A 13,822-nucleotide genomic window follows, 5' to 3' on the forward strand; every position below is an offset into this window, starting at 1 on the left:
ACAGTGCTGATGATTTATTTCCCTGCAACCAGTGCAACTAAATCAAGAACCTTGTGAGAATAACCCGTTTCATTGTCATACCATGAAACCAGCTTGACGAAATTATCGTTCAGTGCGATACCCGCTTTGGCATCGAAAACGGACGTTAACGTTTCACCGTTGAAGTCAGTTGAGACGACGTCATCTTCAGTGAAACCTAAAACGCCTTTCATTGCGCCTTCAGAAGCCGCTTTGATTGTTTTACAGATTTCTTCGTAAGAGGCTTTCTTCTCTAAACGCACAGTTAAGTCGACAACTGATACGTTCGGAGTTGGGACACGGAAAGCCATTCCAGTCAGTTTACCATTCAACTCTGGTAAAACTTTACCTACTGCTTTCGCTGCACCCGTAGAAGATGGGATGATGTTTTGGCTTGCACCACGTCCACCACGCCAATCTTTGTGGGAAGGACCATCTACTGTTTTTTGCGTTGCAGTGGTTGCATGAACAGTGGTCATCAGACCTTCGATGATTCCGAAGTTGTCGTTGATCACTTTAGCTAACGGTGCTAGGCAGTTAGTTGTGCATGATGCGTTGGACACGATATCTTGGCCGTCATATTTGTCGAAGTTAGCACCGCGAACAAACATTGGGGTATCGTCTTTAGAAGGACCAGTCAGTACCACTTTCTTAGCGCCTGCAGCGATGTGCTTACGCGCGGTCTCATCAGTCAGGAAGATACCGGTTGCTTCAGCAACAACGTCAACACCTACTTCGTTCCACTTCAGGTTAGCTGGATCTTTTTCGCTGGTTACACGGATTTTTTTACCGTTTACAACCAGTGCGCCATCTTGAACTTCAACGGTACCGTCAAAACGACCGTGGGTTGAGTCATACTTCAGCATGTAAGCCATATATTCTGCGTCTAACAGATCGTTAATCGCGACGATTTCGATGTCTGAACGTTGTTGAGCAGCACGAAACACAATGCGACCGATACGGCCAAAACCGTTGATACCTACTTTGATAGTCATATATTCCACCAGCTATTTGATAGTGAATAAAAGGTTGGCAGTAAAATTACAAAAACCGCTTCATACGTCAAGCTTAATCGTGTCAATTACTGTGGGAAATCAATTCTTCGCCTTTTACGAAAAGAGAGGGCCAGCTTAGGTATTGGTCCTAATGTTCGAAAAAAAAGACTAATTTGTTATCCATTTGTTATAATGAAGAATTGGATTGTCTAGTGGGATTTATTATGAGCAATGAGCCATCATCTTTGTCGTCTCTCAATGATATGCAACGTTACGTTACGCAGGAGAGAGGAACCGAACCCCCTTTTAGTGGAGCCTTACTGCATAATCAGCAAGAAGGCTATTATCATTGTATTGTCTGCCACTCCCCCTTGTTTTATTCTGAGACAAAATACGACTCTGGTTGTGGATGGCCCAGTTTCTATCAACCGGTATCGGATGATGCTATTCGCTACTTGGATGACACGAGCCATAACATGCATCGTATCGAAATTCGCTGCGGCCAATGCGACGCCCATTTAGGTCATGTATTCCCTGATGGGCCTCAGCCCAGTGGCGAACGATACTGTGTTAATTCTGCATCCTTAAATTTTACCGATGCAACGGGTAGTCAAACGAAAGGATAGGGCCACGATGAGTGCAGAGTTACAGCGCGTCTTAGCAGAGATGACGCCAGAAGTGTACCAACGTTTAGTGAATGCCACCGAGACGGGGAAATGGCCCGATGGTGTAGCGTTAACGCCGGATCAAAAAGAGTATACCTTACAGCTTGTCCTAATGTGGCAGGCTCGCCATAACGATAACCCCCAGCATATGTCTATTGCTAAAGGGGGCGAGATGGTCATGAAAAGCAAGCGACAACTGAAGGAAGAGTTCGGTATTGTTGACGATGTGACGCGTATTCAACTCGATTAAATAAAGGGTGCACGACTGCACCCTTTTAGTCTTTTACTCGCTGAGTTCGCCACGCAGATTCCGTTGCATCAATACTCGAATTTCCTCAGCAGGCAACTGTTGTGAGAGTAAATAATGAAGTTTGGTCAAGGCAGCCTCAACGGTTAAATCACTGCCACTGACTACGCCCGCTTGTTCTAAAGCATTACCCGTTGCATAGCCTCCCATATTGACCTTTCCAGACATACACTGTGTCAGGTTTACAACAACGATCCCCCGTGCATATGCCTCAGCTAAAACGCTAATAAAAGCAGAAGATTGTGGCGCATTGCCGACACCATAAGAGCGCAAAATGAGGGCTTTTACGGGCTGGCGCAGGAAGTTGCTGACGACATCAGGAGAGATGCCCGGATAGATAGTGACGACACCAATGGGTTGCGGCGTGATGGGGTGGACAATGAGGTCACCTTGCATAACAGGTGCGGGGGGCGTATTGAGTTTCTTGATGTGGATACCCGCTTCCAGCAGTGGCGAAAGATTTGGCGATGCAAAAGCATTAAACCCGTCCGCATGGGCTTTCGTCGTGCGGTTTCCACGAAACAGCGTATTATTAAAAAATAATCCCACCTCGTTAATCGGATAATTTGCCGCGACATATAATGCATTAAGCAAATTTTGCTGCCCATCAGAACGCAGTTCAGCCAAAGGGATTTGTGACCCTGTCACAATGACTGGTTTACCTAAGTTCTCTAGCATAAAAGAGAGCGCCGATGCGGTAAAGGCCATGGTGTCGGTGCCATGCAAGATTACGAAGCCATCATATTCTTGGTAGTGGTCACGAATATCATTGGCGATCACTTGCCAATCTGCTGGCGTCATATCGGAAGAGTCCATCAACGGCGTATATTCATGAATAGTAAAAGCTGGCATTTCATGGCGATGGAACTCAGGCATTAGCTCTAGCTGCTGCTGTAAATGCCCTGACACCGGAATATAACCCTGTGCGGAACGCTGCATACCAATCGTTCCGCCTGTGTAGGCAACATAAATATTTTTTTTCTGCATAACGGACACCGAGTAGCGAGATAAAATAAAAAATAATGCTGGAGTATAGAAACTTCATCAGAAGAAATACAGCCCGACGAGTGTCGGGCTGTGAGAGTTAATTAATCACACCACAATTTACGCACCAGGCGTAACGATTTTGCGGATCACCTTGTTGATTGAAAAGCCCAGGCTGCTGCGTAGCTTTAGTCATTACTTCTGAAAGTGGAGCAGGCAACCATGCTTTCACTTGATCAGGAAGACGTGCTGAAGCCGTTGCTTGCATTTGCGAGAATAAGGTGTCGAACCAAGAAGGATCTTGCTGAATCCATTCCAGCGAAACCTGTTGAAGGTGGGCCAAGGATTGCGCTTTCTTGACCGCATCATCAAAGTCCCCAAGGGCATCTACGAGACCGTTTTGTCTCGCATCCTCACCGGTCCAAACATGTCCTTGACCGATCTCATTAATCTGCTCTGGGTTTTTGTGACGTGATTGTGCAACAAGGTTTACAAAGTTACGATAACCATTTTCAATGGTCAATTGCATCATTTGTGTCACTTGCTCGGGTAAGGCTTTGGTCATTGAAATATCGGCCAGCGGCGAGGTTGAAACGCCATCGGTATGGACACCAATAGAACCTAGCGTGTTCTCAACGGTATTAATAACGCCAAAGATACCAATAGAGCCAGTGAGGGTAGTGGGGCTGGCAATAATGTAGTCGGCAGGGGTAGAGATCCAATAGCCACCGGATGCTGCAAGCCCCCCCATCGAGACAACAATAGGTTTGCCCTCTTGTTTCGCAGCCATCAACTCTTCGCGAATTTGTTCTGAAGCCGTGACGCTGCCGCCCGGACTATTCACCCGCAGAATAATCGCTTTGATTGCTGGATCAAGGCGTGCCTCTCTAATTTGTTGCGCGGTCGTCTCTCCGCCGACATTATCATCACTGGCAGGCCCGTCCATAATTGCCCCATTAGCAACAATGACCGCAACATTAGGCTTAACGCTGGTCGGTTTTACAGGGGCTGAATAATCATAAATACTGACCTGTTTGAAGGACTTGCTCTGATTATCCCAACCGAATATCTTCGTCAGTTCTTGCTCTACGTCTGCATGGGTTTTTAGTCCATCGACTAAATGCGTATCTAACGCATACTTGGCCGTATCGCCACCATTGGCTTTCAGCGCTGTAATGATCGCGTCAGCACTAGGGAATAGTTGCTGCGCAGTCATGTGGCGATTAGCCGACACGGTGGTGAGGTAGCTTTGCCATAATTGCGTGATCCAACGCGTATCGGCATCACGTGCGGCAGGCGACATATCATCCCGCAAGAAGGGTTCTACTGCGGATTTATAAGTGCCTACGCGGAAAACGTGCGAAGAGACCTTAAGCTTGTCTAACAGCGCTTTGAAATACAGGTTATTCGTTGCCATACCATGTAAATCAATGGCCCCCTGTGGAGAAAGATACAGGTGGTTAGCATAACTGGCGAGATAGTATTGGGCTTGGGTGAAGTTATCACCATAGGCATAGATTGGCTTACCAGCAGCACTAAATTCCTTTAATGCTTTACCGATATAGTTTAGAGAGGGTTGATCGCCGCCTGCGAAATTATGGAGATCTAACACTATGCCAGTAATAGACTGATCGTTTTTCGCGTGGCGGATAGTATCGACTAATTCAAATAGCGCATTTTCTTGACGGAGCTTACTATTGCTTCCCAGAAACTCTTGGCCCAGAAGCTTAGTGATTTTTTTATCTTGTGATGGTTGTTCCACAATTACGCCATCAAGGTTTAACACCAGAGCTTGTTTCGTATTAACTGTACGGGTCGGTGTTGAATCATGAGAAACGACTCCCCATATCACAATCCCGGATAATACCAGGATAAGTAAGAAAAGATTTAGAATACACTCTCTTACGAAATTGATAACACGCCATAGGCCACTAAAAACCCTGACTATAATTCGCCACGCAGTGCGCATAAATTCTCCATTTATAAATAATATCTAATGCTTAGACGGTCCAAGAAAAAACTTGTCATCTATCCTAAAGAGACCCGGGTGAAAAGTCAGCAGTTAATCACCAAATACTGTTACAAAGCCTGTTGTTATGTCAGACTCCAACAAACCACCACCGTTAAGGGGAATAGCATGGATTCATTAGAGTTACTCTTACAGCGCCGTTCGGTCTCCCGATTAACCACACCCGCGCCTGAAGGTGAAGTGCTAGAGCATATTTTACAAGCGGGGGCTCGTGCGCCGGATCATGGTGGGCTGAAACCTTGGCATTTTTCATTGATTCACGGTGAGGGATTACAACGTTTTAGTGCACTACTTCGTCAGGTCTCTATTGATGACCAGCTAGACGATAAAGCAATTGAAAAAGCGACTCAAGCACCGTTTCGCGCGCCGCTAATTATTACCGTTGTCGCTCGTTGTCAAGCGCATCACAAGGTACCAGAATGGGAACAAGTGGTCAGTGCAGGCTGCAGTGTAATGGCCATGCAAATGGCAGCCCAAGCTCAAGGATTCAACGGTATTTGGCGTTCAGGTGCATGGACTGATCATCCGACCGTTCGTCAGACCTTTAACTGTCAGCCACAAGATAAGATAGTCGGCTTCCTTTATCTTGGTACCCCGCAGTTTGCTGCGGTATCGCCTGTACAGGCTATCGATCTTGGCCCTTATGTCAGTGAATTCTGACAGAAAAATTTTTTGAAATCGGTAATAGTAGCGTGTTGATTGTCTGCTAAACGATCACTCTTTCTTACCAAGATTTAGGAATATATTTTTCTATGCGAGTGTTTATTGCGGAAAAACCCAGTCTTGCCCGCGCAATTGCCGATGTTCTCCCAAAGCCCCACCGTCGTGGAGAGGGGTATATTCAGTGTGGTCAGCAAGATATTGTCACATGGTGTGTTGGACATCTTCTGGAGCAAGCACAACCTGACCAATATGATCCCCGCTATGCACGATGGGCTCTCGCGGATTTACCGATCATCCCCGAAAAATGGCAACTGACGCCACGCAGTGATGTTAAAAAACAGCTCACGATCATAGGAAAGTTATTGGCCGATGCGACCCAAGTTGTCCACGCGGGGGACCCTGACCGCGAGGGGCAGTTATTGGTTGATGAGGTCATAGACTACCTGGGTTTACCTGCAGAGAAACGCCAACAGGTTCAACGCTGTTTAATTAATGATCTCAACCCACAGGCCGTGGAGCGGGCGATTACTCAGTTAAGAAGTAATAGCGAATTTGCGCCACTCTGTATTTCTGCACTCGCAAGAGCGCGAGCAGATTGGCTGTATGGGATCAATATGACCCGTGCGTATACCTTATTTGGACGGCAGGCAGGTTTTGATGGCGTGCTTTCGGTCGGGAGAGTCCAAACCCCTGTCCTAGGACTTGTGGTGCGTCGTGATGAAGAGATAGCGAATTTTATTACCAAGGATTTTTTTGAGGTGAAAGCCTTTATCTTGGCAGAAAAACAGCCTTTTACGGCGACCTGGGTACCGAGTGAAGCCTGTGAGGGGTGGCAGGATGAAGAGGGGCGATTACTCAATCAGAGCCTTGCTGAACATGTGGTTGAGCGTATAACGCAACAACCAGCAGTTGTTACACAATATCAGAATAAAACTGAAAGTGAGAGTGCTCCCTTACCTTTCTCGCTTTCGAGTTTACAAATAGAGGCCGCGAGACGTTTCAACCTAGGCGCACAACAAGTTCTCGATATCTGTCAAAAGCTTTATGAGACGCATAAGTTAATTACTTACCCTCGTTCTGATTGCCGTTATTTACCGGAAGAACATTTTGTTGGACGTCAATCAGTCCTCGACGCGCTCCAAACCCATTTACCTGAATATCAATCCCTACCCGACGAGCTAGACCTTAGCCGGCGTAATCGTTGTTGGGATGATAAAAAGGTCGATGCTCACCATGCGATAATCCCGACCGCTAAACGGAGTGCCGTCAAGCTTAGCGAACACGAAAAGAATATCTATGGACTGATTGCTCGACAGTATCTGATGCAGTTTGGAGCAGATGCGCAATATCGTAAATGTGTGATCGAGCTTGAAATAGCAGGCGGGAAATTCGTGGCCAAAGCACGTTTCCTTTCCAGCGCGGGATGGCGAGTATTACTGGGTGCCAAAGAGCGTGATGAGGAAAATGATGGGGCAGTATTACCTGTGGTCGCGAAGGGCGATATCTTGCTCTGTGAAGGCGGAGAGGTGGTAGCAAAAAAGACCCAGCCGCCGAGGCATTTTACCGATGCTACGCTGCTATCGGCCATGACCGGAATCGCACGATTCGTTCAAGATAAGGCGCTTAAAAAAGTACTCAGAGAAACCGATGGGTTAGGAACAGAGGCCACGAGAGCTGGGATTATCGAATTACTGTTCAAACGCGGTTTTCTAGAAAAGAAAGGACGTTACATTCACTCGACAATTGTTGGGAGAGGGTTAATTCATGCGTTACCCCAACCCTCGGCAGCACCGGATATGACCGCGCATTGGGAGTCGACCTTAACACGTATCAGTGAAAAACAATATCGTTACCAAGACTTTATGCAGCCTTTAGTCGATACCTTACATCAGTTAATTGGGCATGCACGACAGACGCCGCCTACACGGATATTGAGGGAGCTGGCTAAGCACTCTCCGGCAAAACCCGCTTATAAAAAGCGGGTGGCAAAAAAGGCTTAGAGATCGAACTCTGACCAAACCGGGGCATGGTCAGAGGGTTTTTCCATTGCCCGTAAAGGGTAATCAATACCACTAGCAATGAGACGAGCGTTTAAAGGCGCACTGGCGAGTAATAAGTCGATGCGTAAGCCACGATTATCGTCAAAGCCTTTCGAACGATAGTCGAACCAAGAAAATTGGTCATTGACGTCAGGATTGATTTGTCGCCAGGTATCGGTTAATCCCCAATCCAGTAACGTTTCCATCCATTCACGTTCTTCAGGTAAAAATGAGCATTTACCGCTTTTTAACCACCGTTTACGATTGACTTCACCAATACCAATATCGGCATCGGTAACACTGATGTTGACATCTCCCATAACCAAAACATGCTGATCCGGACTGAGTTGTGTCATTAGATGCTGATTCAGGTCTGCGTAAAATTTCTGCTTAGCGGGAAATTTAGTGGGGTGGTCACGGCTTTCGCCTTGCGGGAAGTAGCCATTTATCACCGTAACGCTTTCTCCTGAAGGAGTAGGGATTTCGGCCATAATTATACGACGTTGGGCCTCATCATCGTCAGTAATAAAGCCTTTTTGTACTTTGAGTGGTTCAACTTTTGTCATCAGTGCCACACCGTAGTGACCCTTTTGACCATGATAAAAGACGTGATAACCCAACGCTTCGACTTCTGCTTGTGGAAACATATCATCGTGAACCTTAGTTTCTTGTAGTCCAATAACATCAGGTTGATGTTGTTCAACTAAGGCAGCGAGTTGGTGTGGGCGGGCACGAAGGCCATTGATATTAAAAGAGACAAATTTCACGCGACATCCTAATTCATTCAGTTTTCATTATGGTAACGAGATCTGATTGGAATGTCATGGAAGAGATGTATAGGAAAACAAAGAAGTGGTGGTGGGAGAAGGATTCGAACCTTCGAAGTCTGTGACGGCAGATTTACAGTCTGCTCCCTTTGGCCGCTCGGGAACCCCACCTAATACTAAGCCACACCGGTCTTCAGGTGTGGCGTCATACTAACAAACTTGATTGATGAGTAAAGAATTAATCATCACGATTAAACCGATTGCTTCGTTTTTGCGCGAAAGGCGACTCATTTATAATCAAATTAATTAAACTAAAGTATTATCGTCCGATTTCCATACACAAATACACGCTGAGCTAACACTTTATCCACGGCGCGACTTAATACATTCTTTTCTACATCGCGTCCTGCGCGGATCATCTCCTCAGCGGTATAGCTGTGATCAATATTAATCACATCTTGCATAATGATTGGACCCTCGTCCAAATTATCATTGACATAATGCGCTGTCGCACCAATAAGCTTCACTCCACGTTCATAAGCTTGATGATAAGGTCGTGCGCCGATAAAAGCGGGTAGGAACGAATGATGAATATTAATAATTTGATTAGGGAAGCGTTTAACAAATTCAGGGGTCAACACACGCATATATTTAGCCAACACGACGTAGTCGGGTTGGTACAGGTCAATACAGTCTGCCATTTGTGTATCGTGGGCTTCGCGGGTTAAGTCATCATGACTAATATGGATAAAAGGAATATCGAAACGTTCGACCAAGGATTTCAGCGTATCATGGTTACCGATGACTGCAGCAATCTCAACATCCAAGCCACCAAAAGCGCTTTTCATTAATAGATCACCTAGGCAGTGAGCTTCACGCGTCACCATAATCACAATACGTCGGCGTCCTGCAGTATGAAGTTCACGCAAAGAACCACTCGGTAATGCTCCATCGAGATCCGCTAACAGAGTGGAATCGTTGAAGATCCCCTCTAATTCCGTCCGCATGAAAAAACGCCCGGTGCGATGATCAACGAATTCGTTATTTTGTACGATATTCAACTCATGCTTGTAACAAATGTTGGTAATTTTAGCGATCAATCCCTTAGCATCGGGACAGATAGTGCGGAGAATTTTACGTTCGATATTTTTCGCTGACATTAAAGCTGATCCTGTGTTGCATCATATTGCGGTACCGCTCAACAAAAGTTAGCGAGCACAGCACTTTTTGAATTTTTTTTGTGAGCCGCATGGACAAGTCTCATTACGGCCCGGTATTTTATGAACCCCATCAATATAATACCAGTGATTATTTTCACGGACAAAACGCGAAGTTTCATAAATCCAAGCCGGTTGTTGGTGACTTGTGTATCGAGCGAAGAAGGTGACGTAAGCCTCTTCAGCTGAACGTCCAGGATAAGCCTCAACAATCGTTAAGCCTTGCCATTCCGTTGCAGCACTATCCTGTTCTAATAAATGCAATAAATTAGTGTCACGGCTCGTTGAATACCAAGTCTTTACAATATAGGGAAAACACTGCAACGCATATGCGGTATAGCGTGTTCGCATTAACTGCTCAGCCGTTGACGCATGGTAATCACCCTCGATTAAGGGTTGGCAGCATTGTACTAGAGGGGTGAGACTGCCACAGGGGCACTGGTCTGGGTGCACGATATTTCCTCTCATTGAGTCTTGAAGTATGTCTAAGAGTCTCATTTCACTATTATTGAACAACGCGTCAAGAAAGTTCAGCTATACTCGTTGCAGTATTCAAAACTGAGTATGGGGTTAGTCATAAAAAAACCCAATCGGTCTGTAGTATAAATGAAAGTGTAGGTAGATGAGTGTGGAAAATTTTTTAACCAATAAAGTGGTAGTGATCATTGATAACGATCCGGTCTGTGACGCTGTACTGGCAGAGTTTCTAAGCTATGCTGGGGCAGAAGTTATGCAAACAGATAGCGGTGAGGAAGGATTGGACCTCGTTGAACAACATGATGTTACGCTCATTATCTGCGGACTTAATTTGCTGGATATTCCAGCGGTACCACTGGTTAAACAGTTGCATGCCTCTACGATTCAAACGCCTATTATTGCCCTCACCGATACTCACGATGTAAACCTCATTGCTGCAGTGATGAGATCGGGAGTTTACGATGTGATTCTAAAGCCCCTCACTGACGTTTCAGCCTTGAAAAAGTTACTTATTGAGGCAATCTATCCCGATATGTTTAGTTCGAATGTCGATGAAAGCGATAAGTTGCAGGAAGAATGGAACCATCTTGTATCCTACCCTGAAGAATCCTTGGCATTACTAAGAAATCTACAACCTCCAGCCCATTTAAAAGTTGCCGGATGTCACGTCGGTTATCGACAACTTAATACTAGCGACAATAATGGGTTAATTATCGATATTGCTGAGTTATCGGACCACGAGTTTGGATTTTATATTTTTGACGCGGAGTGGGTAGGAGAATATGGTGCGGTTGCCGCGCTATTGTTCAGAGCCTTTTTTAATGATTTATTGAAAAAGCAAATTGCTGCTCATCCGGATAACCTTCCTGCATTAACATCAGTGCTTCATGACTTACAATTACTGTTAAAAAAATCAGGGCTACATGGAGAATATCCGCTCGTGATTGGTTACTTTAACCGTTTGCGTGGACACCTCTTAATCGTAAATAGTGGTTTATCTTGTGTGATCCATCATGATCAACAGCACACTTCTTTAATTAAAAATATGGCATTAGGGCGATATTTCCACGATTCTGCACAAGAACAGCGGATACTATTGAACAGTGGTGAATGTGAGGTGTGGAATGGCCCACGCAAATTGTGGCTCCGTTTTCATTGAATAAAGTAGCGAACCTTCATAATAGTTAAACTATTTTTATTTTTTTCTGGATAATTCTTACTAATACTTATGCTAGTATTCACACTCTTTAAAGGATATTTTGGCAATTCGCCAACTTAACGAGGTTTGTTTGATGTCTGCTCACGTTTCTAAAATTAGAAAAGCTGTTATTCCTGTTGCAGGTTTAGGTACTAGAATGTTACCTGCGACAAAAGCGATCCCCAAAGAGATGTTACCTCTGGTTGATAAACCATTGATTCAATATGTGGTTAACGAATGTATTGCAGCGGGCATTAATGAAATAGTGTTAGTCACTCATTCTTCTAAAAACTCTATCGAGAACCATTTCGACACTAGCTTCGAATTAGAAGCGATGTTAGAAAAGCGTGTTAAGCGTCAGCTTTTAGATGAAATCCAAAGTATTTGTCCTCCTCACGTGACAATCATGCAAGTGCGTCAAGGTGAAGCAAAAGGACTTGGCCACGCGGTAATGTGTGCACACCCCGTTGTAGGGAACGAGCCTTTCGCGGTGATCTTGCCAGACGTCATCATCGATGAATACGAATCAAATCCTAAGAAAGATAACCTTGCTGAGATGCTGTCACGTTTCGAAGCAACGGGCCATAGCCAAATCATGGTTGAGCCTGTTGAAGACGTTACGGCGTATGGTGTTGTGGATTGTCAGGGAGCAACACTGCAACCTGGCAACAGTGCGCCAATGGTGGGGGTAGTTGAGAAACCTAAAGCTTCTGAATCGCCTTCGAATTTAGCCGTTGTTGGCCGTTACGTGTTATCCGCGGACATCTGGCCTTTATTGGCTAAAACACCTGCCGGTGCAGGTGGAGAAATCCAATTAACTGACTCTATCGCTATGATGATGGAAAAAGAAACGGTTGAGGCTTATCACCTGAAAGGCGTCAGCCACGACTGTGGTAACAAACTAGGTTATATGCAAGCATTCGTTGAATACGGTGTGCGTCACCCGGTTTTAGGTGAAGATTTTAAAGCTTGGTTAGCGGACAACGTAAAATAACTTGCTCTACCTGAGTTGTCATAGAAAATTCGCCATTAAGTGGTAAGGTTTTTCAGTTAACTTTTTAAGAAGGCCGCAGCGGTCAACGCTGCGGCCTTTTTTTTACTACTCGTGGATAATGCCTTTAGCAACATAAAAAATCCGTAATCTATCGTAGATAATTACGGATTTTCGCACCGCCACCGGATCGGCCTAACTATTAAGAGGCGGTTTTTTAGCTTTTGATTAGAAATTTATCTAAGGTATCGCCTTGATCAAGAGCTTTTTGGATGGCTAAAGGTGTTCGTCCTTGCCCAGTCCAAGTGTGATGGTCACCTGATAGATCGATATATTCATATTTTGCCGGACGCTTCTCACGTACTTTTTTATTTTCATTTACCGGCGATTCCGGTTGAACTAATTCACTGATATCAATTCCTTCCGACAGTATCATCTCTCGGATTTGATCAAGTTTTTTTGCATGCTTAGCGGCCTGAACACCTTCACTGGCTAGCTCTTCTCGACGCTCTTCGACGATAGCCGTAAATTTATCCAATATATCAGTGAGTATTTCTAGTGAAAAATTACGCGCCTCAGCACGTAAAAAACGGTAATTGTTTAAGGCGAGTAGCTGATCACTCATAAGAGATCCTCATTCCATAATTCATATTAGTAATTTTTATGATATTACTTAGAGTTATCTTTTGGCAACGTGTTCTAGAATTAACCGCATTTATTAGCTTTACCGATTTAGCTAACCTGACTTGCGATCGTCTATGGTATGATCACGATTTCTATTTTTGATGAGAAACGTCTGTGGCACAGCTCTATTTTTACTATTCTGCGATGAACGCAGGAAAATCCACGTCTCTATTGCAGTCCTCTTATAACTACCGAGAGAGAGGAATGCATACGCTGATTTTTACTGCAGAAATTGATGACCGATATGGTAAGGGGCGGGTGGCATCAAGAATTGGTTTATCGAGTAGCGCCGCGTTATTTAGTAAAGAGACTGATTTATTCAATGAAATTAAACAGGCCAATGAAGTCCAAGCACTTCATTGTATTTTGCTAGACGAGTCGCAGTTTTTAACTCGAGAGCAGGTAAAACAATTAATCTACGTCACTGATCATTTGAATATTCCAGTGCTTTGTTATGGACTCCGTACTGATTTTAGAGGCGAATTATTTGAAGGCAGTTTATATCTGTTGGCCTGGGCAGATAAGCTAGTCGAATTAAAAACGGTTTGCCATTGTGGGCGTAAAGCGAACATGGTTCTTCGCTTAGATGCTGAAGGGCGTCCTTTTCATGATGGTGCACAAGTGGTTATCGGAGGTAATGACAAATATATTTCTGTTTGCCGTAAACATTATTGGCAGGCGATTGAACAAGGAAGTGAACAAGCCATTTTCGGTTATCCCGCAGAATAGTCACTAGGGAATTAAGAGATAATTGTGATTAGGGCGAAAAATTACGCTTACCCTTATTG

Annotated in this window: 14 protein-coding genes and 1 tRNA gene; 7 read left to right on the forward strand and 8 right to left on the reverse strand. The window is 44.8% G+C overall.

What is annotated here, in order from left to right; genetic code table 11:
* Positions 1 to 14: 14 nt before the first annotated feature.
* Positions 15 to 1,013 (reverse strand): glyceraldehyde-3-phosphate dehydrogenase, encoded by a 999-nt coding sequence (gene gapA / locus HH682_RS00730; RefSeq protein ID WP_214235282.1) that lies wholly within the window; start codon positions 1,011 to 1,013, stop codon positions 15 to 17.
* Between the two features lie 224 nt (positions 1,014 to 1,237).
* Here gapA and msrB point away from each other — a divergent pair, with 224 nt between their 5' ends.
* Both msrB and HH682_RS00740 read left to right on the forward strand, forming a co-directional pair.
* Entirely contained in the window at positions 1,238 to 1,639 is a 402-nt protein-coding gene (msrB, locus tag HH682_RS00735; protein ID WP_214235284.1) for a peptide-methionine (R)-S-oxide reductase MsrB, read from the forward strand.
* A gap of 7 nt (positions 1,640 to 1,646) precedes the next feature.
* Complete coding sequence (locus tag HH682_RS00740) at positions 1,647 to 1,928, forward strand: YeaC family protein (RefSeq protein ID WP_214235286.1); 282 nt, start codon at positions 1,647 to 1,649, stop codon at positions 1,926 to 1,928.
* Positions 1,929 to 1,961: 33 nt separating this feature from the next.
* On the opposite strand, the gene ansA is transcribed toward HH682_RS00740, so the two are convergent.
* Together ansA and sppA are read right to left on the reverse strand one after the other, a co-directional pair.
* Positions 1,962 to 2,972: an asparaginase gene (gene ansA, locus HH682_RS00745; protein WP_214235288.1), complete on the reverse strand. Its 1,011-nt coding sequence runs from the start codon at positions 2,970 to 2,972 to the stop codon at positions 1,962 to 1,964.
* Between the two features lie 97 nt (positions 2,973 to 3,069).
* A complete protein-coding gene (gene sppA / locus HH682_RS00750) occupies positions 3,070 to 4,938 on the reverse strand; it encodes a signal peptide peptidase SppA (protein ID WP_214235290.1) in 1,869 nt (622 codons plus the stop codon).
* A gap of 168 nt (positions 4,939 to 5,106) precedes the next feature.
* On the opposite strand from sppA, the gene HH682_RS00755 reads away from it, so the two are divergent.
* Together HH682_RS00755 and HH682_RS00760 are read left to right on the forward strand one after the other, a co-directional pair.
* A complete protein-coding gene (locus HH682_RS00755; protein WP_214235292.1) occupies positions 5,107 to 5,658 on the forward strand; it encodes an NAD(P)H nitroreductase in 552 nt (183 codons plus the stop codon).
* 92 nt (positions 5,659 to 5,750) lie between these two features.
* Entirely contained in the window at positions 5,751 to 7,661 is a 1,911-nt protein-coding gene (locus tag HH682_RS00760) for a DNA topoisomerase III (RefSeq protein WP_214235294.1), read from the forward strand.
* Here HH682_RS00760 and xthA read toward each other — a convergent pair.
* From xthA to HH682_RS00780, 4 genes are all read right to left on the reverse strand, one after another.
* On the reverse strand, positions 7,658 to 8,467 hold the full coding sequence (gene xthA / locus HH682_RS00765) for an exodeoxyribonuclease III (RefSeq protein WP_214235296.1): 810 nt from the start codon (positions 8,465 to 8,467) through the stop codon (positions 7,658 to 7,660). The two genes, HH682_RS00760 and xthA, sit on opposite strands and share 4 nt — an antisense overlap.
* 86 nt (positions 8,468 to 8,553) lie before the next feature.
* Positions 8,554 to 8,638 (reverse strand) — tRNA-Tyr (locus tag HH682_RS00770).
* Positions 8,639 to 8,778: 140 nt separating this feature from the next.
* Positions 8,779 to 9,627, reverse strand: a complete 849-nt coding sequence (gene purU / locus HH682_RS00775; protein ID WP_214235298.1) for a formyltetrahydrofolate deformylase — start codon at positions 9,625 to 9,627, stop codon at positions 8,779 to 8,781.
* A gap of 48 nt (positions 9,628 to 9,675) precedes the next feature.
* Positions 9,676 to 10,137, reverse strand: coding sequence for a YchJ family protein (locus tag HH682_RS00780; protein WP_338049286.1), 462 nt, complete (start codon positions 10,135 to 10,137; stop codon positions 9,676 to 9,678).
* A 169-nt stretch (positions 10,138 to 10,306) separates the two neighbouring features.
* Between HH682_RS00780 and HH682_RS00785 the strand changes: the two genes are divergently transcribed.
* Both HH682_RS00785 and galU read left to right on the forward strand, forming a co-directional pair.
* Positions 10,307 to 11,320 carry a response regulator gene (locus tag HH682_RS00785; RefSeq protein ID WP_214235301.1) on the forward strand — a complete coding sequence of 338 codons (1,014 nt, stop codon included), beginning with the start codon at positions 10,307 to 10,309 and terminating at the stop codon, positions 11,318 to 11,320.
* A gap of 133 nt (positions 11,321 to 11,453) precedes the next feature.
* Positions 11,454 to 12,353 (forward strand): UTP--glucose-1-phosphate uridylyltransferase GalU, encoded by a 900-nt coding sequence (galU, locus tag HH682_RS00790; protein WP_214235303.1) that lies wholly within the window; start codon positions 11,454 to 11,456, stop codon positions 12,351 to 12,353.
* A 214-nt stretch (positions 12,354 to 12,567) separates the two neighbouring features.
* On the opposite strand, the gene HH682_RS00795 is transcribed toward galU, so the two are convergent.
* A complete protein-coding gene (locus HH682_RS00795; protein ID WP_214235305.1) occupies positions 12,568 to 12,975 on the reverse strand; it encodes an H-NS family histone-like protein in 408 nt (135 codons plus the stop codon).
* A gap of 173 nt (positions 12,976 to 13,148) precedes the next feature.
* Here HH682_RS00795 and HH682_RS00800 point away from each other — a divergent pair, with 173 nt between their 5' ends.
* On the forward strand, positions 13,149 to 13,763 hold the full coding sequence (locus tag HH682_RS00800; protein ID WP_214235307.1) for a thymidine kinase: 615 nt from the start codon (positions 13,149 to 13,151) through the stop codon (positions 13,761 to 13,763).
* Positions 13,764 to 13,822 lie beyond the last annotated feature (59 nt).

Origin of the sequence: Rosenbergiella gaditana, from assembly GCF_018494065.1 — a bacterium.
Taxonomy (GTDB): Bacteria; Pseudomonadota; Gammaproteobacteria; order Enterobacterales; family Enterobacteriaceae; genus Rosenbergiella; species Rosenbergiella gaditana.